20 protein-coding genes are annotated in these 24,797 nt (G+C 73.9%); 10 read left to right on the forward strand and 10 right to left on the reverse strand.

Annotated features, from left to right (window positions below; genetic code table 11):
• The first annotated feature begins 121 nt into the window (after positions 1-121).
• From RNC47_RS18085 to RNC47_RS18100, 4 genes are all read left to right on the forward strand, one after another.
• Positions 122-2,200: an alpha-galactosidase gene (locus RNC47_RS18085; RefSeq protein ID WP_394814809.1), complete on the forward strand. Its 2,079-nt coding sequence runs from the start codon at positions 122-124 to the stop codon at positions 2,198-2,200.
• Positions 2,201-2,282: 82 nt separating this feature from the next.
• Positions 2,283-3,008: a GntR family transcriptional regulator gene (locus RNC47_RS18090; RefSeq protein ID WP_311600026.1), complete on the forward strand. Its 726-nt coding sequence runs from the start codon at positions 2,283-2,285 to the stop codon at positions 3,006-3,008.
• Positions 3,009-3,135: 127 nt separating this feature from the next.
• Positions 3,136-4,569: a cation:dicarboxylate symporter family transporter gene (locus RNC47_RS18095; protein WP_311600028.1), complete on the forward strand. Its 1,434-nt coding sequence runs from the start codon at positions 3,136-3,138 to the stop codon at positions 4,567-4,569.
• An 8-nt stretch (positions 4,570-4,577) separates the two neighbouring features.
• Complete coding sequence (locus RNC47_RS18100) at positions 4,578-5,978, forward strand: class-II fumarase/aspartase family protein (RefSeq protein WP_311600030.1); 1,401 nt, start codon at positions 4,578-4,580, stop codon at positions 5,976-5,978.
• On the opposite strand, the gene RNC47_RS18105 is transcribed toward RNC47_RS18100, so the two are convergent.
• The 4 genes from RNC47_RS18105 to RNC47_RS18120 all read right to left on the reverse strand — a co-directional run bounded on the left by RNC47_RS18105 (position 5,936) and on the right by RNC47_RS18120 (position 10,380).
• Positions 5,936-6,829, reverse strand: coding sequence for a carbohydrate ABC transporter permease (locus RNC47_RS18105; RefSeq protein WP_311600032.1), 894 nt, complete (start codon positions 6,827-6,829; stop codon positions 5,936-5,938). The two genes, RNC47_RS18100 and RNC47_RS18105, sit on opposite strands and share 43 nt — an antisense overlap.
• Positions 6,826-7,929 carry a carbohydrate ABC transporter permease gene (locus RNC47_RS18110; protein ID WP_311600033.1) on the reverse strand — a complete coding sequence of 368 codons (1,104 nt, stop codon included), beginning with the start codon at positions 7,927-7,929 and terminating at the stop codon, positions 6,826-6,828. The genes RNC47_RS18105 and RNC47_RS18110 overlap by 4 nt, the downstream gene beginning before the upstream one ends.
• Before the next feature lie 133 nt (positions 7,930-8,062).
• Positions 8,063-9,325, reverse strand: coding sequence for a sugar ABC transporter substrate-binding protein (locus tag RNC47_RS18115; RefSeq protein WP_311600035.1), 1,263 nt, complete (start codon positions 9,323-9,325; stop codon positions 8,063-8,065).
• 32 nt (positions 9,326-9,357) lie between these two features.
• A complete protein-coding gene (locus RNC47_RS18120; RefSeq protein WP_311600037.1) occupies positions 9,358-10,380 on the reverse strand; it encodes a LacI family DNA-binding transcriptional regulator in 1,023 nt (340 codons plus the stop codon).
• Positions 10,381-10,569: 189 nt separating this feature from the next.
• Here RNC47_RS18120 and RNC47_RS18125 point away from each other — a divergent pair, with 189 nt between their 5' ends.
• On the forward strand, positions 10,570-12,666 hold the full coding sequence (locus RNC47_RS18125) for an amylo-alpha-1,6-glucosidase (RefSeq protein ID WP_311600039.1): 2,097 nt from the start codon (positions 10,570-10,572) through the stop codon (positions 12,664-12,666).
• A 95-nt stretch (positions 12,667-12,761) separates the two neighbouring features.
• Here RNC47_RS18125 and RNC47_RS18130 read toward each other — a convergent pair whose 3' ends face one another.
• Positions 12,762-13,709, reverse strand: a complete 948-nt coding sequence (locus RNC47_RS18130) for a helix-turn-helix transcriptional regulator (RefSeq protein ID WP_311600040.1) — start codon at positions 13,707-13,709, stop codon at positions 12,762-12,764.
• A gap of 87 nt (positions 13,710-13,796) precedes the next feature.
• On the opposite strand from RNC47_RS18130, the gene RNC47_RS18135 reads away from it, so the two are divergent.
• Positions 13,797-17,129, forward strand: a complete 3,333-nt coding sequence (locus RNC47_RS18135; protein WP_311600042.1) for a S8 family serine peptidase — start codon at positions 13,797-13,799, stop codon at positions 17,127-17,129.
• A 212-nt stretch (positions 17,130-17,341) separates the two neighbouring features.
• Here RNC47_RS18135 and RNC47_RS18140 read toward each other — a convergent pair whose 3' ends face one another.
• From RNC47_RS18140 to RNC47_RS18155, 4 genes are all read right to left on the reverse strand, one after another.
• Complete coding sequence (locus RNC47_RS18140) at positions 17,342-18,058, reverse strand: HAD family hydrolase (protein WP_311600044.1); 717 nt, start codon at positions 18,056-18,058, stop codon at positions 17,342-17,344.
• 48 nt (positions 18,059-18,106) lie between these two features.
• The gene (locus RNC47_RS18145; RefSeq protein ID WP_311600045.1) at positions 18,107-18,436 is read right to left on the reverse strand and encodes a hypothetical protein; all 330 of its coding nucleotides are present in this window, start codon (positions 18,434-18,436) and stop codon (positions 18,107-18,109) included.
• Positions 18,437-18,546: 110 nt separating this feature from the next.
• On the reverse strand, positions 18,547-19,377 hold the full coding sequence (locus RNC47_RS18150; protein ID WP_311600047.1) for an alpha/beta hydrolase family protein: 831 nt from the start codon (positions 19,375-19,377) through the stop codon (positions 18,547-18,549).
• 124 nt (positions 19,378-19,501) lie between these two features.
• The gene (locus RNC47_RS18155) at positions 19,502-19,696 is read right to left on the reverse strand and encodes a hypothetical protein (RefSeq protein ID WP_311600049.1); all 195 of its coding nucleotides are present in this window, start codon (positions 19,694-19,696) and stop codon (positions 19,502-19,504) included.
• A gap of 127 nt (positions 19,697-19,823) precedes the next feature.
• On the opposite strand from RNC47_RS18155, the gene RNC47_RS18160 reads away from it, so the two are divergent.
• Positions 19,824-20,642, forward strand: coding sequence for an endonuclease/exonuclease/phosphatase family protein (locus RNC47_RS18160; protein ID WP_311600086.1), 819 nt, complete (start codon positions 19,824-19,826; stop codon positions 20,640-20,642).
• 83 nt (positions 20,643-20,725) lie between these two features.
• On the opposite strand, the gene prcB is transcribed toward RNC47_RS18160, so the two are convergent.
• Positions 20,726-21,571, reverse strand: a complete 846-nt coding sequence (gene prcB / locus RNC47_RS18165; protein ID WP_311600051.1) for a proteasome subunit beta — start codon at positions 21,569-21,571, stop codon at positions 20,726-20,728.
• A 144-nt stretch (positions 21,572-21,715) separates the two neighbouring features.
• Between prcB and RNC47_RS18170 the strand changes: the two genes are divergently transcribed.
• The 3 genes from RNC47_RS18170 (at position 21,716) to RNC47_RS18180 (ending at position 24,714) form a co-directional block, all read left to right on the forward strand.
• Positions 21,716-21,985 (forward strand): GNAT family N-acetyltransferase, encoded by a 270-nt coding sequence (locus RNC47_RS18170; protein ID WP_311600053.1) that lies wholly within the window; start codon positions 21,716-21,718, stop codon positions 21,983-21,985.
• Between the two features lie 134 nt (positions 21,986-22,119).
• Complete coding sequence (locus RNC47_RS18175; RefSeq protein ID WP_311600055.1) at positions 22,120-23,904, forward strand: 3-hydroxyacyl-CoA dehydrogenase family protein; 1,785 nt, start codon at positions 22,120-22,122, stop codon at positions 23,902-23,904.
• 33 nt (positions 23,905-23,937) lie between these two features.
• On the forward strand, positions 23,938-24,714 hold the full coding sequence (locus RNC47_RS18180) for a TetR family transcriptional regulator (protein ID WP_311600057.1): 777 nt from the start codon (positions 23,938-23,940) through the stop codon (positions 24,712-24,714).
• The last annotated feature ends 83 nt before the right edge of the window (positions 24,715-24,797 follow it).

Consider the following 24,797-nt stretch of genomic DNA (forward strand, 5'->3'; position numbering starts at 1 on the left):
CAGGATTGTGACCGGTCACACAGGGGCCGTCAAGGCATCGGCAGCCGGGTTTCCACGAGGAGTTGAAGCGGTGTCGCAGGGCGCGCTTGCGGAGGGCGGGTACGGGTCGGAGGGCGAGGGGGTGGCGCGGGTTCGTTGGGGGCACGAGGCGCTCGGCGTGGAGGTGGCCGCCGGGCCCGGCGGGCCGCCGCGCCTGGTGGCGCTCGGTCCGGCCGCGCTGGCCGAGGCCGGGGCGACGCCGTTGGTGGAGGTGTTGGCGCTGGGTGAGGGCAGCGAGTGGTCCGGGCAGCGCGGGATCGAGTCCTCGATCGGCGCGCGGCTGCGGCTGGTCGGCCACGAGACGGCCCGGGACGGCGACTGGCACCGGCTGACCCTGCGGCTGCGCGACGAGACCACGGGGCTCGCCGTCGAGGTGCTGCTCGACTCGCCCGACGGGCTGCCGGTGGTCAGGTCCCGGACCCGGGTCACCAACGAGGGCCCGAACCCCGTCACACTGCTGGCGGTCTCCTCCCTCACTCTGGGCGGGCTCCCCTCGCCGGACGTGCTGGATGTGTACTGGGCGGAGAACGACTGGCTGGCCGAGTGCCGTTGGCGCCACGAGCCAATGCGCGACCGCGTGCCGGACCTGAGCCGGTCGCGGAACGCGGCGGACAGCCGGGGCCGGATCGGCTATGCCAGCAAGGGCAGTTGGTCGACCGACGGCCACCTGCCGATGGGCGCGCTCGTCGAACGGGCGGGTGGTGGGGCCTGGTTGTGGCAGGTGGAGTCGTCCACCGGCTGGCTGTGGGAGGTCGGGGAGCGCTCCCCCGGCAGCTACCTTGCGTTGCACGGCCCCACCGACACCGAGCACCAGTGGCGTCAACCGCTGGCCCCCGGTGGGTCGTTCACCACCGAGCCGGCCGCGCTCGCTGTCGGCGGTGACCTCACCGCGGCCTTCGGTGCGCTCACCGCCTACCGCAGGGCCGTGCGCCGGCCGCACGAGGACCACCGTCGACTGCCGATCGTCTTCAACGACTTCATGAACACCCTCAACGGCGATCCCACCACCGCCAAACTGCTGCCCCTGATCGACGCCGCCGCCGAGGTGGGTGCGGAGTACTTCGTGATCGACGCCGGCTGGTACGACGACGACACCCAGGGCTGGTGGGACAGCGTCGGCGCCTGGGAGCCGGCCGCCAACCGCTTCCCCGGCGAACACGGCATCCACGAGGTCCTCGACCGCATCCGCGCCCACGGCATGGTCCCCGGCCTCTGGCTGGAACCCGAGGTCATCGGCGTGCGCAGCCCCCTGGCGAAGACCCTGCCCGACGAGGCGTTCTTCCGCCGCGAGGGGGTGCGGGTCCGGGAGCACGGCCGCTACCAGCTCGACCTGCGGCACCCGGCGGCCGTCGCCCACCTGGACCGCACCGTGGACCGGATCGTCGGCGAGTGGGGCGTGGGCTACCTCAAGCTGGACTACAACATCAGCGTCCCGCCCGGCACCGACACCGGCGGCACCACCAGCCCCGGCGCCGGCCTCCTCGGCCACGCCCGCGCCTACCGCGCCTGGCTCGCCTCACTCCTGGACCGCCACCCCCACCTGGTCCTGGAGAACTGCGCCTCCGGCGGCATGCGCATGGACAGCGCCCTGCACGCCGTCACCCAACTCCAGTCCACCAGCGACCAACAGGACCACCTGCGCTACCCACCCATCGCCGCCGCCGCACCCACCGCCGTACCACCCGAACAGGGCGCCGTATGGGCCTACGCCCAACCCGAGTTCACCACCGACGAGAACGCCTTCATACTCGCCAGCGCACTCCTCGGCCGCATCCACCTCTCCGGCCACCTCAACCACATGACCGACGACCAACTCACCAGCGTGCGCCACGCCCTGGACACCTACCGGGAGATCAGACCCGACCTGCCACACGCCACCCCGTTCTGGCCCCTCGGCCTGCCCCGCTGGACCGACGACTGGACCGCGCTCGGCCTCACCACCGGCCACACCCACTACCTCACCATCTGGCGACGCGCCGGCGAACCACACCACACCCTGCCGCTCCCGGAGTTGGCCGGCAGGCCGGTCCGCGTCGAGGTGCTGCACCCGGCCGGCGCCTCCGACGCCACCACGACCTGGTCGACCGAAACCGGCGAACTGACCGTCGCCCTCCCCCGCACCCCCACCGCGCTACTGCTGCGCCTGACGCCGCTCCCCTGACCGCCGTCGTCGCGGCGGCGCCCGCCCGCGGCGTGTTCTAGGATTTCGCGGACGGTGTCGTGATCATTCGAGGAGTCCTCCCGTGGGCCAGCCGCGTTACCTGGTGATCGCGGACGACCTCAGGGACGGAATCGCCGGGGGGCGCTGGAGCGTCGGGGAGCTGCTGCCGACCGAGCCCGAGCTGGCCGAGCAGTACCACGTGTCCCGGGAGACCCTTCGACGGGCCCTGCGCCGCCTCGAACTCGACGGGCTGATCTCCCGGCAGAAGGGGGTCGGCACCCGCGTCGAGCGGGCCGTGCCGTGGCGCCAGTTCACCTCGAAGCTGGGCAGCGTCGAGGACCTGGTCCAGTACGGCGAGACCGCCGTGCGGCACGTCCTGTCCGTGGACGAGGTGACGGTGGACGCCGCCCTCTCGGCGATCACGGGGCTGCCGGTCGGTTCCCGGCAGGTGTGCGTGACCTCGGTCCGGCGGGACCCCGGGCGTCCCGAGGGCGCCGTGTCGTGGGCGCGGGTCTATCTGGGCCGGGAGGACGCCGAGGCCGTCGCGCCCGATCTGGGCGAGAGCACCCGCCTCATCGCGGATCTGCTGGAGGCAAGGACGGGCCGCGCCGTGGAGCGCGTCGTCCAGCGGACCCGGGCGGTGGCGGTCCCCGAGGAGGCCGCGGCGCACCTCGCCGTGCCGGCCGGGACGCCGGGCCTGGAGTTCGTGCGCCGCTACTACGACGCCGCGGGCGAGCTCTTCGAGGTCTCGGTCAGTACCCACGCCGGCGACCGGTTCGTGCACGAGACGACCCTGACGCGGAGGTAGGCCGCAGCGCTCGGCCGGTCGGGCGCGGGCCCGCGATTCCCTTCACGCACGACCCCTTGACATCGGCAGACCCATCCGCGACCTTGTCTAGACATAGATCCATGTCTAGACAAAGAGGTCACTCAGCATGAGGTCGCAGGAACAACTGCTGGACTCCGCCTCCGCGCGCCCGCCGGGCAAGCGGTGGTATCGGGGGCTCGGGGCGCAGGTCGTGCTCGCCATGGTCCTCGGCATCGCGGTCGGCTTCGCCTTCCCCGACCTCGGGGCCGACCTGAAGATCCTCGGCGACCTGTTTCTCGCCCTGGTCAAGGCCGGGGTCGCGCCGCTCGTCTTCTTCACCATCGTCATGGGCATCGCCTCCGCCGGTGACCTGCGGAAGGCGAGCCGCGTCGGATTCCTGGCCCTGGTCTACTTCGAGGTCGTCTCCACCCTGGCGCTCCTCCTCGGCCTCGTGGCCGCCAACCTGTTCGGCGTCGGGAAGGGCGTCGACGTCGAGGACGCCACCGGCTCGACCGAGGCGCCGGGCGCCGCCGAGGGCGACCACGGGTTCACCGCGTTCCTCCGGGACATCGTGCCCGACAACTTCGTGGGCGCGTTCTCCTCCGGGCAGCTCCTCCAGGTGGTGGTGCTCGCCGTCATCTTCGGCATCGGCCTGCTGGCCCTCGAACCCCACCTGCGGGGCCGGATCAACGGCGGTCTGGAGGTGGTCTCCGAGGCGTTCTTCGGCTTCGTCAACATCATCATGAGGCTGGCGCCCTTCGGCACGTTCGGCGCCATCGCCTACGCCGTGGCGACCAGCGGCGGCGGGATGCTCCTCGCCCTGGCCGAACTCGTCCTCCAGTACTGGCTCGTCATCGCCGTCTTCGTCTTCGGCGTGCTCGGTCTCGTGTGCCTCGTCGCCGGCTTCAACATCCTGCGCATACTCCAGTACGTCCGGACGGAGATGACGCTGGTGCTGGGCACCGCGTCCTCCGAGGCGGCCCTGCCGGGGCTGCTGCGGAAGCTCCCGCTGATCGGCTGCTCCCGGCAGTCCGTCGGCCTGGTCGTCCCCACCGGGTACGCCTTCAACCTCGACGGCACCTCGATCTACATGTCGATCTGCACCCTGTTCGTCGCCAACGTCTACGGCGTCCCCATGGGGCTGCCCGAGCAGCTCGGCCTGCTGGCGATCATGCTGCTCACCTCCAAGGGCGCGGCCACCGTCTCCGGCGGCACCTTCGTGGTCTTCGCCTCCACGGTGGCCGCCACCGACAACCTGCCCGTCGAGGGCATCGGGGTGCTCTTCGGCGTCTACCGCTTCATGTCGATGGCCACGGCCTTCTGCAACACCTTCGGCAACGTCGTCGCGACCTTCGTGGTCGCCAGGTGGTGCGGGGAGATGGACGTCGAGAAGGTCAGGGGCGCCCTGGCCGACCCCAACGCCTTCCTGGCCAGGGCCGAGGCGGAGGGCTCCGCCGAGCCGACAGCGCCGGACCAGGACCCGGCGGACCAGGACCCGGCGGACCGGGACGCCGCGCCCGCGGAGGCCGCCCGCACCGCCCCCACCACCCTCAGGAAATGAGAGCGCGCATGAGCACCACCGTCTTCGACTCCCTGCTGTTCCGCGACATGTTCGGCACCCCGGCCATGCGGGAGATCTTCAGCGACACCGCCTATGTCCAGCGCATCATCGACACGGAGACCGCCCTGGCCCGAGCGCAGGCCGAGGTCGGCGTCATCCCCGCCGAGGCCGCGGCCGAGATCACCGCCAAGGCCGACTTCGCCGGCCTGGACGTCGAACGGCTCAGGGCCGAGACGGAGATCGTCGGCTACCCGGTGCTGCCCATCATCAGGCAGCTCTCCGACCAGTGCGGCGACGCGGGCCGCTACCTCCACTGGGGCGCCACCACGCAGGACATCATGGACACCGCCGTGATGCTCCAGTGCCGGCAGGGCCTGGCGCTGCTGGGCGACCAACTCGACCGGGTGCGCGCCACCCTGCGGCAGCTCGCCGAGGACCACGTGGACACCGTCGCGGCCGGACGCACCCACCTCCAGCACGCGCTGCCGGTCACCTTCGGCTACCGCTGCGCGGTCTGGCTCTCCGCCCTCGACCGCCACGCCGAGCGCCTGGCACAGGCCGGCGAGCGGGCCCTCATGGTGCAGTTCGGCGGCGCCGCCGGCACCCTGGCCTCCCTCGGCGAGGGCCCCGAGGGCCTGCGGACCCGCGCGGCCCTCGCCGCGGAACTGGGGCTGCGCGACCCCGAGATCACCTGGCACGTCGCCCGCGACGGACTCGTCGAACTGGTCTCGCTGTTCGCGGCCGTCGGCGGTTCGCTCGGCAAGATCGCGTGGGACGTGATGATGATGAGCTCCTCCGAGTTCGGCGAACTCGCCGAGCCCTTCGTGCCCGGCCGGGGAGCGAGCTCCACCATGCCGCAGAAGCGCAACCCCATCTCCAGCGAGCTGATGTTCGCCGCCGCCAAGCTCCTTCGGGACCGGGCCGCCACGATGCTCGACGCCATGATGCAGGACTTCGAACGGGCCACCGGGCCCTGGCACCTGGAGTGGGCCGCCGTCCCCGAGTCCTTCCTGCTGCTGTCGAGCTCGCTGCACCAGGCCGAGTTCATGCTCGGCGGCCTGGAGGTCGACGTGGACCGGATGCGTCGCAACACCCGGCTCACCGGCGGGCTCATCGTCGCCGAGGCCGTGATGATGGCGGTCGCCCCGGTGCTCGGCAGGCAGCGGGCCCACGAGGTCGTCTACGACGCGTGCCGCACCGCCATCGAGACCGGCACCACCCTCGAAGTCGAACTCCTCGGCCACGCCGAACTGGTGGGCCACCTCGGCGCCGAGCGCGTCGCCGAGCTCTGCGACCCGGCCCGCTACCTCGGCAGCGCCGCGTCGATGACCCGCCGGGTCATCGACGCCGAACGCCCCGCCACCCGTCACTCCTTCACGGAGCCCGAGTTGGCGCCGCGGATGAAGTAGCGCTGGAAGCAGAAGAAGAGGATCGCGACCGGGATGGTGGACAGGGCGGCCGCGGCCAGCTTCAGCGGGTACTGGGTGCCGCTGCCGAGGCCGCCCGCCACCAGCCGGGCCAGGCCCGTGGTCAGCGTCTCGTACTCGCTGGACTGGGTCGACACCAGGTAGTGGGTGAACTCGTTCCAGGAGCCCTGGAAGGAGAGGATGGTCAGGGTGATCAGCGCCGGCCTGGCCATCGGCAGCACCACCGACCAGTAGATCCGGAAGGCCCCGGCGCCGTCGATCCTGGCGGCCTCCTCCACCTCCCGCGGCACCGACTCGAAGAACTGCTTCATGATGAAGATCCCGGCCGCGTCCACCAGCAGCGGCACCACCATGCCGGCGTAGCTGTCGAACATCCCGAAGGTGTTGAGCACCAGGAACTTCGGGATCAGCAGCACCACGCCCGGCACCGCCATGACGGACAGCAGCAGCACGAACAGCAGCCGCCGCCCTGGGAAGTTGAGCCGGGCCAGCGCGTAGCCGGCCATCGAGTCGAACAGCACCCGGCCGCCGGTGACCAGGAGCGTCACCACCGTCGAGTTGCCCAGCCAGCGCAGGAACGGCACGCTCTCGGCCGAGTCCGCGATCCCGAACAGCCGCTCGTAGGCGGCCGTGGTGGGAGTGGTGGGCCACAGGGTGAGGGGGTTGGCGGCGGCGTCCGGCATGGTCTTGAAGCTGGTCGCGACCTGGATGGCGAACGGCAGGACGTACAGCAGGGCCAGGCCGGCGACCAGGGTGTAGCCGACCGCCCGCCAGGGCACGGCGAACCGCGGCAGCACCGGGGCCTCGGGCGCCCGCTTCGTGGGTGACCTCATCGCGCGGACCTCCCGGAGCGCTCGCGCAGCAGCCAGCGTTGCAGGCCGGTGCAGATCAGGATGATGGCGAAGAGGATGAACGCGATGGCCGCGCCCTGCCCGAAGTCGGCGTTGTCGAAGCCGGACTGGTAGGAGAGGAAGGCCGGCGTGAGGGTGGTGTTGCCCGGCGCGCCCTGGCCCATCACGTACACCATGTCGAACACCTGCCAGCTGCCGATCAGGCCGAGCGTCAGCACCAGGAACAGCACGGGCCGCAGCGCCGGCAGGGTGACGTTGCGCAGCAGCTGGCGGCGGTTGACGCCGTCGAGCGCCGCGGCCTCCTCCAGCTCGCGCGGGATGTCCTGGAGCGCGGCGAGGAAGATCAGCATGAAGGTGCCCGAGGTGGTCCAGATGGCGAGCAGGATCATCGTGCACATCGCCACCGAGGGGCCCGACAGCCACTCGAACCAGCTCAGGCCGAGGAAGTCGTGCTCGGTGAGGAAGCCGCTGGGCCGTTCCGGGTCGACGAGCCCGAGCGCGCCGAGCGCGACCCAGACGACGCCGCGCGAGTCGGCGAACCAGTTGGGCCCGGTGATCCCGACCCAGGACAGCAGCCGGTTGACGGCGCCGCTGCCCTGGAAGAGGAAGAGGAACACCGTGGAGACCGCGATGGTGCTGGTGACGGACGGGAAGTAGAACGTGGTCCGCAGCAGCGAACGGCCCCTGATCAGGCGCTGGTTGACGATCATCGCCAGGGCGAGGGAGAGGATCGTCACCAGCGGCACGAACAGCAGCACGTAGTAGGCGTTGTTGCGCAGCGAGGTGGCGAACAGCGTCCGGTCCAGGCCGTCGTCGACGAGCAGGTCGCGGTAGTTGTCCAGGCCGACGAACTCGGCGCGCCCGCCGGTGAACGGGTTGGACTGGCCGTCCCAGTCGAGCAGGCTGACCCAGGCGGCCATCAGGATGGGCAGCAGCAGGAACAGGCCCAGCACGGTCACGGACGGGCTGACGAACAGCCAACCCATCAGGGACGAACGCCGGCGACCGGCTGTCTTGCGCCGCCAAGGGGTCCGGCCCCCGTCGGCGGCGGTGTCGCGTGGGTGGTCGGTGGCGAGGGTCACCGCGACCTCCTACCGACGGGGGTTCGAGCCGGCCGCCCGGCCGCCGCCGACCGCCCGGGCCGGCTGACGCCGGCGGTCGGGGCGGGTCGACGGACGGCCCTGACGGGTCGTGCGGTTGGAGCGACAGCGTGCGTCACTGGTTGTCCTCGAGCGCCGCCTCGCCGTAGGTCTGGAGGTTCGCGAGGATCTCGGAGACGTCGGCGGTGCGCAGCGACTGCAGGTCGGTGTTGAACTGGCCGAGGACGCGGTCGAAGCCGGCCACGGTCACGGGGCCCTGCACCCAGTCACCGGTGACGCCCCACGCGGCCTCCTCCGGGTGCGCGGCCAGGTACTCCTCGGCGGCGCTCTGCCGGGACGGGATGGCGCCGAACGCCTCGCCCATCGCGATCTGCTGGTCGCCCTGGGTCAGGAAGCGGACCAGGTCGACGGCTGCGGCGCGGTGCGCGCTGTCCTGGGCGACGCCCCAGCAGTTGGTGTAGGCGAGGGTGCCCTGGCCCGCCGGGCCCTCCGGCATCGGCACCACGGTGTAGTCGACGTCCGGGTAGTCGGCCTCCATGGCGCCGGCCAGCCAGCCGCCCTCGATCGTCATGGCCGCCTGGCCCTTGCCGAACGCCTCGCCGCCCCAGCCGGCGTCCACGTCGGTGGCGAACGCCATCACGCCGTCGTTGAGCAGGGTCTGGACGAACTCCAGCGCCTCGACGTTCTCCGGCGAGTCGGCGGTGACCTCGGTCTGGTCCGCGTTGGTGATCCAGCCACCGGCCTGGGTCATGAAGGCGCCGAGCCGCTGGTACTCGCTGCTGGTGACCAGGCCGGTGACGCCGTCGCCGGTCAGCCGCTCGGCGACCGCGGCCAACTCCTCCCAGGTGCCCGGGTAGTCGTCCTCGGTGAGGCCGGCCTGCTCCCAGAGCGTGTCGTTGACGGCGAGCGCCAGCGCCGAGGTGTCCTTGGGGAGGCAGACCAGTTCGCCGTCCCGGGTGAAGGACTGGAGCAGCGCGGGCGAGAAGTCGTCGACGTCCTCGATCTCGGCGCCGTAGGGGTAGAGCGAGCCGCCCTGCGCGTAGTTGGCGAACTGGCTGGAGTCGACGTAGAAGACGTCGGGCGGGTTGCCGCCCGCGAAGGCCTGGCTGAGCTGCTGGTTCATGTCCTGCGCGACGTCCAGGTTGACGGTGTTCCCGGACTCCTCCTCGTACGCCTCGACCGTGGCGCGGACGGCGGCGGTCTCGGCGTCGCCCGAGGAGGCGATGAGCACGCTCAGCTCCTGCGGGCCGCTGCTCTCCTCCTGCTCGGTCTCGCCGTCGTCGAAGCTGGACGAACAGGCGGCGGCGGCGAGCAGCGTCGCGGCGCCGACGAGGGCTATCTGGCGGCTGGTTCTACGGGCGGTCGAGTGGTGCGTCATCGCGTTCCTCTGGGTGATGGTGCGGCTCGGGTTTACGGGGTCAGTCGGTCTGAGGGGGGCGTGACCGTGCTCTCACGGACCACGAGGGTGGGGGCGAGCACGACGTGTTCCGGCTCGCGCGCCGGGTCGGCGACCCGGGCCAGCAGCAGCCGGACGCACTCCCGGCCCACGGTCGTCATGGGCTGGTCGATGCTGGTCAGGCCGGGCGAGACCAGCGCGGCGGCCGGCGAGTCGTCGAAGCCGACGACGGACACGTCCTGTCCCGGGCTGAGATCCCGGTCGCGCAGGGCGCGGTAGCAGCCCATGGCGAGGGTGTCGCTCGCGGCGATGATCGCGGTCATCCCGGCGTCGAGCAGCGGCTCGACCGCCGCCGCGGCGTGCGCGACCTCGTCGGTGCTCTCCGCCCGCCGGCCGCGGCTCGGCAGGCCGTGGCGCTGGACGGCGCGCTTCCAGCCGAGCGCCCGGTCGTCGCCGGCGCCCGAGCCGCGCGGCCAGCCGAGGAAGCCGATCCTGGTGTGGCCGAGCTCCACGAGGTGGTCGACGGCCGCCTCGATGCCGGCGGCGCCGTCGATGTCCACGAAGTCGCCTATCTGACGCCCCGTCCACATACGCCCGAAAGCGGCGAACGGCACACCGTGCTTTTCCAGCCACGCCTGGCGAGGGTCGCCGCGGGTGGTGTCGCTCAACACGAAACCGTCGACGCTGTAGGTGTCGAGCAGCTCCTGGTAGGCCGAGAGCAGCGCGGGGCCGGTGGGCGAGGCGAACAGCAGGATGCGGTGCCCGGCCTCCTCGGCGGTCTGCGTGAGGGCGTGCAGGAAGCGGTCCATCACCGGCGTCGAGCGGTCGACGGCGACCGACTGGATGCCGTAGCCGATCAGCCGGCTGGAGCGGGTGCGCAGGGCCTGGGCGGCGCGGTGCGGGCGGTAGCCCATCGCCTCGATGGCCTGCTGGACCCGCTCCAGGGTGTCGGGACGCAGCAGCTCCGGCGCGTTGATGGCGTTGGAGACGGTCTGGGGCGAGACGCCGGCGCGGCGCGCGACCATGGCGAGGGTCACCCCTCCCTGTCGTCCTGCCTGCCGGCCGGCCGGTGGCGTCATCGCTCGTCGTCTCCCGTGGTCTGTCGTCGGCCCGTTGGATGTTGCTCTTGTGTTTCTTGGAGCGCTCCAGGGGCATTGCCGAGCCGCTGAACTGCGTCTACATTCATTTGAACGCTCCAATGGCTGAGAAGATTGGTATCAACGTTCATGAGTGTCAAGTCCCCGGTCGAAACCGAGGCCGGGCTGCAACCGTTCCTGCACGACGCGTGCGTGACGCTGTACGCCCCGAGCTTCGCCGTCTCCCGTCCCGACGGGCAGTTCGAGCGGGGCGTCGACGGCTTCTACCACGCCGACGTGCGGGTGCTGTCGCGGCTGCGGGTGGCCGTGGACGGGGTGCCCGTGGTGGCGGCCGGAGGCGGCCTGGAGGGCGCGGACGGCGCGCTGTTCAGGTCGGTGCTGCGCGGGGTCGCCGAGGCCACGGCCGACCCGGCGGTGACGTTGACCAGGCGGCGGGCGATCGGCCCCGGGGTGCTGACGGAGGCCCTGGAGGTGGTCAACGCGGGCGGGCTGCCGGCGCGGATATCCCTCACCGTGGACGCCGGCACCGATCTCGCGGCGATGGAGCGGGTCAAGTCGGGGACGGCGACGGCCGAGGTGGCCGCGGACACCTTCGGGGACGCCGGCCTCGGGTGGACCGATCCCGACGAGGCCGGCACGACCGTGCGGCTGTCCTCGTCACCCGCGCCCGAGGAGCTCACGGCGGGTCCGGACGGCGGGCTGCTGCGCTACGACATCTCCCTGGCCCCGGGCGCGAGTTGGTCGGCCGAGCTGGTGGTGACGGTGGCCGACGGCGGCCCGCCCACCTTCCCCGCCGCCGAGCCAGGGTCCACGCCGTGGCGCGAGCCGCGACTGCGCAGCGCCGACCGCCGCTTCGACCGCTGGCTCACCCAGTCCCACCTGGACCTGGAGCGGCTGCTGCTCGCCGACCCCGAGCAGCCGTCCGACCTGTTCCTGGCGGCCGGCGCACCCTGGTTCGCCACCCTCTTCGGCCGCGACTCGCTGTGGGCGGCGCGGATGCTGCTGCCGCTGTCCACCTCGCTCGCCGCCGGCACGCTGCGGGTGCTGGCCCGCAGGCAGGGCGGCGCGGTGGATGAGAACAGCCAGGAGCAGCCGGGCAAGATCCTCCACGAGGTGCGCCGCGCGGGGCTCGAACTCCCCGACCACGGCCTGTCGTTGCCGCCGCGCTACTTCGGCACGGTGGACGCCACCCCGCTCTGGGTGACGCTGCTGCACGACGCCTGGCGCTGGGGCCTCGACCCGGCCGAGGTCGCGGCCCTGCTGCCGCACGCCGAGGCGGCGCTCGGCTGGATGCGGGACCACGGGGACGCCGACGGCGACGGCTTCCTCGAGTACATCGACACCACAGGCCGTGGCCTGGCCAACCAGGGCTGGAAGGACTCCGGCGACTCCATCCGCTACCGGGACGGCTCCCTCGCCACCGCGCCGATCGCGCTGTGCGAGGTGCAGGCCTACGCGTACGAGGCGGCGCTGGCCGGCGCGGCCCTGCTGCGCGCCTTCGACCGACCGGGCGCGGACGAGTGGGAGGAGTGGGCCGAGCGGCTCAGGTCCCGCTTCCGGCAGCGGTTCTGGGTGCGGGACGAGTTCGGCCCCTACCCGGCGGTCGCGCTCGACCGCGACAAGCGGCCGGTGGACTCGGTCACCTCCGGCTTCGGTCACCTGCTGGGCACCGGGCTGCTCGACCGCGAGGAGAGCGCGCTGCTCGCCGCCCGGCTGGCGGGCCCGCACCTGGACTCGGGCTTCGGCCTGCGCACGTACAGCAGCGCCGGCGCCGGCTACAACCCGCTCGGCTACCACGTCGGCGCGGTCTGGCCGCACGACACGGCCATCGCCGTCTCCGGCCTGGCCAGGGCCGGATTCCCGGAGGCGGCCGGCCAGTTGGCCGGCGGCCTGCTGCGGGCCGCCGACGGCTTCGAGGCCCGGCTGCCCGAACTCTTCGCCGGCTACGGCGCGGACGAGGGCGCCCGCCCGGTGCCCTACCCGGCGTCCTGCCGGCCCCAGGCGTGGGCGGCGGCGGCCTCCGTCCAGGTGCTGACCTCGCTCCTCGGCCTGGCGGCGGACGTGCCGGGCGGCACGCTCACGGTGGCCCCCGGCCTCCCGGACGAGCTGCGCCCGCTGAGCGTCTCCGGCCTGGCCGTGGCCGGCTCCCCGCTGGAGATCGCGGTCCCCGTGACGGGCGCCCCGACGGTGACGACGAAGGCCGCGGTGCGGGTCGACACGCGCTGACCCGGCGGGGTTCCGGGTGGGTGGGAGGCGCCGCGCCACGGGTCCCACCCACCCGCGCCCGCTCGCGGGCGTGGCGGTCGGGCCGGCCGGTTGGGTCAGTCGTCGGCCAACAGGCCGTTCCGCTCGGCCAGTACGCCGGCCTGGAAACGGGTGCGCGCGCCGAGCCGGTCCATCAGGTCGGCGACGTGCCGGCTGACCGTCCGCGTGCTGACGCCGAGTTGGCGGGCGATCGTCTCGTCCTTGAGGCCGGCGACCAACAGCGTCAGCAGGTCCTTGTCCCGCGCCTTGTCCTCGTCCGCGACCAGCAGGGGCGCGGCCTGCTCCCAGAGGAGTTCGAAGAGGGCGACCAGCGCGTCGAGCAGTGCGCTCGGGCGGACGATCACCGCGCTGGTCACCATGTCGTCGAGCACCAGCGGCAGGAGCGCGACCTGCCGGTCCGTGATCGCCAGCTTCATCGGGACCCGGGGATGCACCCGTGACAGCTCGCCCCGCTTGGCCGCCAGCACCGCCGCGTCCAGGCCGCCCGGCTGGCTCAGCGACTCCGGCGCGTAGATGCCCCGCACCCGAACGCCCTCCCGCAGCAGCCCGTTGACCGCGCCCTGGCCGTCCTCCTCCGTGGGGCTGGCATAGGGCGGGCGGTCGAACACCAGCAGTTCCGCACGGCAGTTGCGGGTGAACTGGGTGAAGCGGGCGGCGATCGCGGCCTGTCCGACCACGATCTCCAGCAACTCGCTCGGCTGGCGCTCGACATGGACCTCTGCCGCCAGGGCGCGCGCCGTCACCCGGATCTTCTCCAACTCCTCGCGCCGCCGCGCCACCAGCAGGTCGATCGCGGAGTCCGGGTGGGTCGCCAGCAGTCGCACCGGCCGGCCCGGCAGGCGGCTCACCAGCCCCAGCTCCTCGAGTTCGCCGGCTGCCCGCCGGGTCGCCCCGGACGATCGCCCGAGCCGCCCGGCGAGTTCGGGGACGGTGAGCCCGGGGGCTGCCAGCAACGCTCGGTAGGCGGTTTCGGCGAAGTCGGTGACGCCGAGGGGTTGCAGCATTCCGCGATGCTGTCGGAAAGCAGACGTGGCGACAAGACGAACCCGAGGCTTATTTCGTCACACCCCGCCGTGGGATAGGACTCGGTCATGTCCCATCCTCGGCAGTCCACCTTCCGAAGAGCCGCGCTGATCAGCGGCCTCGTCGCCGTGCTCGGCGCGCTCGCCGCCCCGCCCGCGCCGGCCGTCCCCGGGCCCCCGCCCCCGACCGCCGGAACCGGCACCGGTGCCGGCGCCGTGCTGCTGGTCACCGGGGACCGGGTGACGCTCGGACCGGACGTCGACGGCGCACCCTCCGTGACGGTGACGCCGGCCGACCCCTCGGCCGCCTTCGCGTTCCAGACGCTGCGGCAGAACGGCGACGTCTATGTGCTGCCGGGCTCCGTCGCCCCCCTCGTTCCCGACGTGCTCGACCTGGAGCTCTTCAACGTCACCCGCCGCGCCGCCGAGGACGGCGCGGCCGCCGCCGACACCGTGCCGCTGATCGTGCGCGGCGCCGGGGCGCCGGACACGCTCGCCGACGACCCCGACACGCTTCCGCTGCCCAGCATCGACGCCGACGCGCTCGCCCTCGACGCGCGCGAGGCCCCCGACTTCGTCGACTCGCTGCGCACGGCCCGGTCGTCGCTCGCCGCCGGTGAACGCCCGCGGGTGTGGCTCGACCAGCGCCTCACCGCGGCCGAACTCGACCAGAACCTGCGGCAGATCGGCGCGCCCGAGGTGTGGGACGCGGGACTCGACGGCTCGGGCGTGGACGTGGCGGTGCTCGACACCGGCGTCGACCGCGCCCACCCGGACCTCGCGGGACAGGTCGTCGCCGAGGCCGACTTCACCGCCGACGGCTCGCCCGCCGACGAGAACGGCCACGGCACCCACGTCGCCTCCGTGCTCGCCGGCACCGGCGCGGCCGCGGCGGGCGCCCGACACGGGGTGGCGCCCGGGGCCCGGCTGCTGTCCGGGAAGGTGCTCGACGCCGCCGGCACCGGGTACGCGTCCTGGGCGATCGCCGGCATGGAGTGGGCGGTCGAACGCGGCGCGGACATCGTCAACCTGAGCCTGGGCGGCCGCGCCTCGGGCGACGACCCGGTCTCGCTCGCGGTGGACGCGCTGAGCGCCGAGCACGGCACGCTGTTCGTCGTGGCGGCCGGCAACGTCGGCCCCACCATCGGCTCGGTCGGCTCCCCGGGGGTGGCGGAGAGCGCGCTGACCGTGGGCGCCGCCCGGGCCGACGGCGGCACGTACCGCGGCTCGTCGCGCGGGCCGACCGCCGGCACCTACCGGGCCAAGCCCGACCTGCTGGCGCCCGGCGTCGACATCGTCGGCGCGCGGGCCGGCGGCGGTGCCGCGGACCCCTACACGACGATGACGGGCACCTCGCAGGCGACGCCGCACGTGGCGGGGGCGGCGGCGCTGCTCTGGCAGCGGCACCCCGACTGGGACTGGCGGCAGGTCAAGGCCGCGCTGACCACCACCGCCGACCCCTACGACGTCGAACAGGTGTGGTCGCACGCGGAGGGCGGCGGGCTGCTCGACCTGCCGCAGGCGGCCAACGAGACGCTGGTGGCCGACCGCTCCAACCTCGACTTCGGCTACCTGCGGGACGGCACCGCCGGGGACGGGCTCAGCCTGCCGCTGACGCTCACCAACACCGGAACCACGCCCGAGCGGTTGACGCTGCGCGACTGGCAGCAGAACGTCGCGACCACCGCGGACGCGCCCGCCGACCTGGTGCGCGTCTCCCCCGCCGAACTGACCGTCGCCCCCGGCGCCGCCGCCGAGATCACCGTCACGCTCGACCTGCCGGCCGGGCTGTACGGCGTCCACACCGGGGCCGTGACCGTCACGCGGGCGGGCGCCGGCGGCGAGCCGCTGGTGCTGCCGGTGAGCCTGTACGCCGAGCCGCCGCGCCGCGACCTCGACGTGACGGTGCTCGACCGCAGGGGCGAACCGTTCGCCGGCGGCAGCGTGCTGATCGGCAACATGGAGTCGGCGTGGCTGCCGACGGGCGGCACGTTCGCCGTGCTGCCGCTGGACGAGAACGGCCGGGCGCACGCCCGGATGGCCCCCGGCCCCTACACCACGATGGTCACCGTCGAGACGCCGGCGCGCGGCGCGGAGCCGGCGAGCTGGGCCATCGCCGGCGATCCCGAGGTGGCGCTCTGGGAGGACGCGTCGGTGGTGATCGACGCGCGCCGGGCCGAGCCGCTGGCGCCGGCCGAGGTGGCGGGCGTCGACACCCGGGTCACCGAGGCGTACCTCGCCTACGAGCGGCGGGACGCGGCCGGGCTCGGCACGGTCGGCGCCCAGTTGTACGCGCCACCCGAGGACATCGAGCGGGGGCGGGTGTTCCTCCAGCCGACCGCGCCGGTGACGCACGGCGAGGCGGCCGCCGAGACCAGGTGGCGGCTGGCCGCGACCGGCCGTCCCGCGCCCGGGCGGGCCGACCTCTACGACCTGGCGCTCGGCGGGCCCACGATCCCCGACCCGCCGGTGTACGGCGTCTCCCGGGCCGAGGCCCGCGAACTGGTGCGCGTCGACGCCGACTACCGGGCGCTGGGCGAGGACGTCTCGAACGTCACCGAGTTCCGGCTGGCCCGGCTCGGCCTCGGCGCGACGGACCTGGCCGTCGCGCACCCGCTGCCGCTGCCCGGGCGGCGAATCGAGATGGTCAACGCGCGCCCCGACCTGGCCTGGGTGCAGTGCGTCAACGGGCCCGACCCCGACCTGGCGCAGTTCTGCGCGCCGCCCACCGCGTACGAGCCGGGCGGCAGCGACGCGCCGGTGTGGTTCAGGGGCGCCACGGTGTCGGCGACCGGGCTCCAGCACGAGGACGACCGCCTCGCGGTGGGCGTCGGGCTGAGCGACGGCCAGCACATGGGCCACCTGCGGGACCCGGACGCGGCCGGCTTGCGGCCGATGCGGCTGTTCCGCGACGGGGCGGAGCTGGCGCCGCTGTACGAGGGGGTGTTCCCGACGCCACCCGGGCGCGGCACCTACCGACTCGAGTCCTCGGCGCGGCCCGACCAGGAGCGGCTGCCGATCGGCCGGGCCATCGACACGGCCTGGACGTTCACGTCCGAACCCGGGGACGCGCCGCGGCCGCTGGTCGTCGACTACCGCCCGGCCGACGGCGCGTTCCCCGCCTGGCGGCCGCCGACGCTGCGGCTGCGGCTGGCGAGCACCGACCACATCGGCGGCGAACTGCCGACGGTGGCCGGCACGCTGCGGGTCTGGCTCTCCAGGGACGGCGGCGAACGGTGGACGCGGGCGCTCGTCCTGCCGAAGCCGGACGGCACGTCGCTGGTGGCCGCGCCGCTGCTGCCGCGGCCCGGCGACCACCTCTCCATCCGCGTCACCGGTGAGGCGCGCGACGGCCGGGCCATCGAACAGACGATCCACGACGCGTACGCGGTCGGGCGCTGAGCGGGGCCGCGCGCGGCGCGGAGCGGCGCGAAGCGCCGCGCTGTGCCGCCGCGCTCCGCGCGGGTGCCGGCGCCGGGGCGTGGCGGCTGCGCCGCCGGGCACCCGGGCGCTCCGCGCCGGGTTTCCCCACCGCCCGCCCTTTCACGCCCTGCGCGCGGCCCGCGCCGGTGGTCCGCCTCGGTCGTGGCGTGTGCCAAGCCCGCGGCGGAACGTCAAAGGCGGCGCCGGCCCAGTTCGGTGAGGAGTGTGGGGAGCGCGGCGAGGGTGGTGATCCGGTGGGGCGGCGGGGGGCCGCCGGCGGCGTCGCGTTGTCCCGTGCGGTCGAGCCAGATGCCGTGCAGGCCGGCCGCGGTCGCGCCGGCGGCGTCGATGTCGGGGCGGTCGCCGACGTAGGCGACGGCCTCCGGCGGCAGCCCCAGCGCCGCGCAGGCCGCCCAGAACGCCTCGGGTGCCGGCTTGGCGTGGCCGAGTTCGTCGGAGCAGACGAGGACCTCGAAGCGTTCCCTGATGCCGAGCGCCGACAGCTTCGCCTCCTGGCCGCGCAGGCCGGAGTTGGAGAGCAGGCCGTGCCGGTAGCCGGGGGTCAGCGCGTCGAGGGCCGGCAGCACGTCCGGGAACGGCACGTGGTGGCCGTCCCGGTGGGCCAGGTAGCGGTCGAACCAGGCGTCGGCCTCGGCGTCGGTGAGCGGCTGGCCGAGGAACGCGCGGGCCCGCTCGCGGCGCTGCTGCTCGAAGGTCAGCTCGCCGGCCTCGAAGCGGGCGTAGTGCTCCTCCATCACCGAGCGCCAGCGCAGCAGCGCCGCCTCGGGGTCGGCGAACCGGTCGAGCAGCCCCTCGGCCGCCAGGTGGCGCAGCGCGCCGGCGCGGTCGGAGCCGGTGTAGTCCCAGAGGGTGTCGTCGATGTCCCACACCACGGCCCGAATCGTCATGGTCCGGACCGTAACACCGGCCGCCCGGCGAGCGCGCCGGGGGCCAGGTCAGCTCACATAGAGGGACCTGCCGTGCGTGGCGGCGACCCCCGGGGCCGAGACGCCGCCGGGCGTGATGACCTCGATGACGCGGCCCACGCAGTCCGCGTGCTCGTAGACGAGGACGTTCTCGTCGGTGTTGTTGCGCACCTCGGACGGGTGTCCCGGCACGTTGTAGCAGCCGCTGGGGTTGGTGATGTGCCAGCCGTCGCCGCGGATGTCGCCGTTGGCGGCGTGTGCGGGGATGGTGAGGCCGAGGGCCAGCACTCCGGCGGCCACGACGGCACCGAGGGGGGCGGTGATCCGACGCATGAGGAACTCCTTCAGCAAGGGGACCATGCGGACCCACGGTAGTAAGACGTGCGCCCGCTGTAATCACTCACAGGCCTGAACCCGCCCCGGGCTCAGTGCGACGCGACGGCGCGTCCGGCTCGCGCGCGGCGCACGTCTCAGCCCACGCCCCTGTCGAACAATCGGCGGAACCAGCGGGTCAGGACGTCGTCGACCGCCCTGGCCGTGGGCAGCTGTGGGGCCGGCTCCAGGCCAGGTTCCTCGGCCAGGGGGTGCGCCAGGTCAGGCACGGTGACGAGTTCGACCTCGCCCGGCCGCGGGTGTCGCTCGCGCAGCGCGTCGACCAGGGCGGCCGCGTCCGTGCGCAGGTCCTGGTGATCCCGCTCGCCGCTGACGAGCAGCAGCGGCGGTCGTGCCGTGAGATCGTCGACGCGGGCGACGAAGTCCAGTTCGTCGGCGACCTGGTGGGACTCCGCGGTCCACCGGTACGGCCGTCCGGTGAGGCCCTCGACGAGCCCGACGACGGACCGGATCCGCACCGCCGGGTTGACCAGGGCGACCGCCCGGATCGGGATCCGGCCCGTGGCCAGCACCCGCAGCGCCACGGCCCCGCCGAGCGAGGCGCCGAGCACGCTGATCGGCCCGTCGTCGACCGGCAGCTGGTCGCGCAGCGCGGTGAGCGCGGCCGGGAACTCGTCGGCGGCCTGCCGGGCGAGCGGGGCCAGAAAGGCCGTCAGCGGTTCCTGGCGGGCGAGTTCGAGGACGGCGTCGACCCGTCCCTCGACCATCCGCGCGCCACACATCGGCATACCCAGGTGGACCCGCCAGGCGGGCACCCCGGCCATGGGCAGCGCGGCCGCGAACGCCGCGGCCGTGCGTGGCGCGTCCAGCATGTGCCACGTCACGATCAACGGCGCGGGACCGTCGAAGGCCGCCGGTGGGAGCGCCGTGAACGGCACCCCGGCCGCGGTTCCAGTGATCGTCTCCATGGTTCCTCCCTCGGCTCCAGGCTTGACACCGTAGGGAGTTCGGCGGGGCCGGCGGCCCGCGTTCTGCCGCCAGCCGATTCACCGACCGCGAACCGCCGCCGGCCCTCCGCTGCGCGCGGAGGCGTCAGAGTCCGCCACCCCCGCCACCCCCGCCACCGCCGCCGAACCCGCCGCCGCCACCCATCCCGCCGCGACCACCGATGCCGTGGCGGCTTCGACGTCCCCTCGTCAGCGCGCCGTAGATGATCAGCACGAAAGCGAGGCTGAAGAGCACGACCCCGCTCACGGCGATCACGACGAACATGGTGCTGGCGTCCATGGCCCCTCCCCGGGTTCCGAGACCGGATTCCCCGCCCCTACCCACGTGCCGGGTCGCGACTCGCTGCGACGGCTTCGGGCCGGCCTGCCGGCCGGTGGCAGCCCGTAGCATCGGCCCCGTGCGCATCATGACGTGGAATCTGTGGTGGCGGTTCGGCGACTGGCGGGCGAGGCGGGCGGTCATCCTGGACTGGCTGCGGCGGGAGCGCCCCGACGTCTGCGGGTTCCAGGAGGTCTGGGCGACGGAGGACGAGAACCTGGCGGGCTGGCTGGCCGGGGAGCTCGGCATGCACTGGGCGTGGGCGCCGGGCGCGGTGTTCGAGCACTGGCGGGGTCGGGCCCGGGAGCCGGCCGACGGGGTCGGGAACGCGGTGCTCAGTCGGTGGCCGATCGTGGACTCCGAGGTGCGGCGGCTGCCGACGGCCGGTGGTCCCGACGAGGTGCGGACGGCGTTGTTCGCGCTGGTCGACGCGCCCGGGGCGCGGGTGCCGTTCTTCACCACCCATCTGCACTCGGACCCGGCGGGCTCCGCGGTGCGGGTCGCGCAGGTGACGGAGCTCGCCCGGTTCGTCGCCGAGCGGCGGGGCGGGACGCCGTTCCCGCCGGTGGTCACGGGGGACTTCAACGCCGAGCCGGGCGCCGACGAGCTGCGGCTGTTCGGCGGGACGCTGACCGCGCCGGCCGTGCCAGGGCAGGTCATGACCGACGTCTGGCGGTTCGCGGATCCCGGCCGGCCGGCCGACACGTTCCGCTCGGGGCCGCCCCCGGCCGACGGGGCGCTTTCCTTCGGGAGCCGCACCGACTACATCCACCGGGGCTCGACGGGGCCCGGCGGCGAGGGCGCGGTCACCGCCGTGTGGCGCACGGGCGCCGGGCCCGTCCCCGGGGGCGACTCCGACGTCTGGCCCTCGGACCACGCGGCGGTGATGGCCGAGCTCTCCGCCTGATCAGCGGATCGGCGGGCCGGGGCCCAGCGGGATCGTTCGTTGATCCGCCGCGAGCGACGTGACGGCCCGCCCCTTCCCGACCGTCAGAGCGGTGGCGCGATCGGCCCGTCGGGGCGCTGGCGGCGCTGGTCGAGCACGGCGCGGGCCAGCTCGGCGACGCGGTCCTGCGGCAGTCGGCGGTAGCCGTCCTCGGTGATGAGCGCGACACTCGGGAAGAGCTCGCGGGTCAGGTCGGGGCCACCGGTGGCGGTGTCCTCGTCGGCCGCGTCGTAGAGCGCCTGGACGACGGCGGTGACGATCTCGTCCTCGCTCATGCCCTCGCGGTGCAGCTTCTTGAGGGAGCCACGCGCGAACGGCGATCCCGAGCCGGTGAAGGCGAAGCCGAACTCCTCGCTGTGGCCGCCGGTGATGTCGAAGGAGAAGATCCGGCCACGGCGGGCGGCCAGGTCGTAGCCGGCGAAGAGCGGGACGGCGGCGAAGCCCTGCATGGCCATGCCGAGGTTGTCGCGGATCATGGAGGTCAGCCGGTTGACCTTGCCGACCAGGGAGAGCGGGACGCCCTCGACCTTCTCGTAGTGTTCGAGCTCCAGCTGGAAGAGCCGGACCATGTCGACGGAGAGGCCGACCGTGCCGGAGATGCCGACGGCGGAGAACTCGTCGGCGGGGAAGACCTTCTCGCCCTCCCGGTGCGCGATCAGGTTGCCGGCGGTGAACCGGCGGTCGCCGGCGAGGAGCACGCCGTCCGCGTAGGTGGCCGCGACGATGGTGGTGCCGTGCCGCACCTCGGCCGCCGCGCGCCCGGTCGGGGTCTCGGGCAGCGGCGGCAGCACCCCGGGCGAGTGCTCCTTGAGGAAGTCGAGGAACGACGAGGAACCGGGCGTCAGAAACGCGGCGGGCAGCGGCCCCTGCCCCGGGACATCAGCGGACATCCGTTTCCCCTCTCCTCCCGTGGCCCCCACACGGACCACAGCTCGGACGGACGCTGCCCATCGTAGGCGCACCCCATGTGCGTGATCACCTTCCGAACCGAAAACGTCGCGCCGTCGGAGTGACGCCGAACTACGCTGCGGCGCATGGGCATATCGGTCAGAGGGCTCCAGCCGGCGGACGCCGAGCCGGCCGGGCCGCGGGCCGGTCTGGCGAAGGAGCCGCCGGGCGTCTCCCACCTGGTGGCCGAGGTCGACGGGCACGGCGTGGTCGGCTGGGGCGAGCTCCACGCCGTGTACGTGCGGCCGGAGTTCATGGGTGCCGGGGTGGTGCGGGCCCTGCTCGGCGCCGCGCTCGACGGTCTCGCGGCGCTCGGGCACGCGCGGGGGTGGCGGCGGGCGGCCCCGGCTCGGTAGGCTGCTCATCAGAGCGCCTTGTGGCTCATGCGATGCGACGGTGACGCGGTCGCGAACCTCTTCGGCGGGCTCCCGGGACAGGGGCCGGTCGGCCGACAGTTCGCCCCTGCCCGGTCGTCACCCTGGAGTTCGCCATGGACCAGCGCACCGCCGCCTCGGCCGCCCTCCTCTCCCCCGCGCCCGCCCCGCCGGTCCTAAGGACCGTCGCCGTGGTGGGGCTCGGCACCCTCGGCGCCGGCCTCGCCGAGGCCCTCGTCAGGTCGGGGCGGGAGGTGGTCGGCGTGGACGTCGACCCGGCCGCCGCCGGCCGCGCGCTCGCCGCGTCCGCCGGGCTCGCCGGCTCCGGCCGCCTCACCACGCACGCCGAGCTCACCGCGGTCGCCAAGGCCGACCTGGTGGTCGAGGCGGTGCCCGAGGACTTCGCCCTCAAGCGCGCCGTGCTGCGGGACCTCGACGCCGTCGTCCGGCCCACCGCCGTGCTGGCCACCACCACGGACGCGCTGCCGGTCACCCGGCTCGCGGCCGAGACCGCGCGGCCCGGCCGGGTCGTGGGGCTGCACTTCTTCCACCCGGTGCGCGCCATGCGCCTGGTCGAGGTGGTCTCCTCGGTGCTCACCGCGCCCGAGGCGCTGGCCGCCGTCGCCGCGCTCGTCCACGACCTCGGCAAGGAGCCGCTGCCGGCCGGCGACCGTCCTGGGCTGGTCGCGGACGGGCTGCTGTTCGGCTACCTCAACCAGGCGGCCGCGATGTTCGAGTCGCGCTACGCGACCCGCGAGGACATCGACGCGGCGATGCGCCTGGGCTGCGGGCTGCCGATGGGGCCGCTGGCGCTGCTCGACCTGATCGGCCTCGACACGGCGCGCGCCGTGCTCGACGCGCTACACCGCCGCACCGGGCACCGGCCGTACGTGCCGGCGCCCATCCTGGGGCAGCTCGTCGAGGCGGGGATGACGGGACGTAAGGCGGGGCGCGGATTCTACACCTATCGCGCGCCGCACGACGGCGCGGCGGTGCCGGACGAGCTGACCCCGACCGGCGGCGCGCGGCTCGGCGAGCCGCGCGAGGTGGCGGCCGTGGGCGTGGTCGGCTCGGGCACCATGGCCGCCGGGATCGCCGAGGTGTTCGGCGCGGCGGGGCTGCCGGTGACGCTGGTGGGGCGCGACGCGGGGCGCGCGGCCGCCGCGCGGGACCGGATCGCGGGATCGCTGGAGCACAGGGTGCGCAAGGGCAGGATCACGGCGGCCGAGCGGGACGCCGCGCTGGCCCGGGTCCGGCCGGCCGGGTCGCTGGCGGCGCTGGCCGGCGCCGACCTGGTGATCGAGGCGGTGGCCGAGGAGTTGACCGTGAAGCGGCGGCTGTTCGCGGCCCTCGACGCCGAGTGCCGGCCGGGCGCCGTCCTGGCGACCACCACCTCGTCGCTGCCGGTGATCGCCTGCGCCCGGGCCACCTCCCGGCCCGCGGACGTCGTCGGCATGCACTTCTTCAACCCGGCCCCCGCGATGCGCCTGGTGGAGGTGGTGCGCACCGTGCTGACCGGCGGCGCGGCGCACGCCACCGCGCACGCCGTCTGCGCCGCGATCGGCCGGCACCCGGTGGACTGCCGCGACCGGGCCGGCTTCGTCGTCAACGCCCTGCTCTTCCCCTATCTCAACGACGCGGTGCGGATGGTGGAGGAGCACTACGCGACGCCGGCCGCGATCGACACCGCGATGCGGCTCGGCGCCGGCTACCCGATGGGCCCCTTCGAACTGCTCGACGTCGTGGGCCTGGACGTGGCGCTCGCCATCCAGCGGACCCTGCACCGCGAGTTCGGCGAGCCGACCCACGAGCCGGCGGGCCTGCTGAGCCAGCTGGTGGCCGCCGGCTGTCTGGGGCGGAAGTCGGGTCGCGGCTTCCACTCCTACGGCTCCACCGGCTGACGGCGTGGAACGCGGAAGCGTCGCGAGTGACGGATGGAGTACGTTCGCCTCATGGCCCAGCCCGTGAAGTCCGTCCGTCCCCAGGTTTCCCACCAGCGGCTCAAGGTGCGCCGACAGCTCGCCGGCGCCGCGATGGAGCTGTTCGCGAGCAAGGGGTACGAGGCCACCACGGTGGACGAGATCGCCGCCGCGGCCGGGGTCGCCCGCCGGACGTTCTTCCGCCACTTCCGGTCGAAGGAGGAGGCGATCTTCCCCGACCACGACGACACGCTGGAGCGCGCCAAGGCCGTGCTGGACGCGGCGCCCGCGCACGAGAACCCGATCGACACGGTGTGTCGCGGCATCAAGGAGGTCATGAAGATGTACGCGGCGGCGCCCGCCGTGTCGGTGCAGCGCTACCGGCTGACCCGCGAGGTGCCGGCGCTGCGCGAGCGGGAGATCGCCTCGGTGGCCCGCTACGAGCGCCTCTTCACCCGCTACCTGCTCGGGCAGTTCGACGAGAACTCGCACAACGGGGACGAGCCGCTGCTCGCCGAGGTGGCGGCGGCGGCCGTGGTGACCGCCCACAACCACGTGCTGCGGCGCTGGCTGCGCCGGGACGGCGAGGGCGACGTGGAGGCCGAGCTCGACCACGCGTTCGCGATCGTGCGCCGGACCTTCGCCTCGCTGCCGGTGATCGCCGCCACCGCCTCGCCCCCGGCCGCCTTCGCGTCGACGAAGGGCGAGGTGCTGGTGACGGTGGCGCGCACCGACGCGCCGCTGAGCGAGGTCATGCGCACCATCGAACAGGCGCTGACCGACAGGTCGTAGTCCGCTCCCCCCGAAACCCCCTCCGCTCGTATGCGCGAGGGGTGATGACAAATGAGCGGAATTGTTGGCACGCAGTGCCTTGC

Source organism: Streptomyces millisiae, assembly GCF_031845425.1.
GTDB lineage: Bacteria > Actinomycetota > Actinomycetes > Streptomycetales > Streptomycetaceae > Streptomyces > Streptomyces millisiae.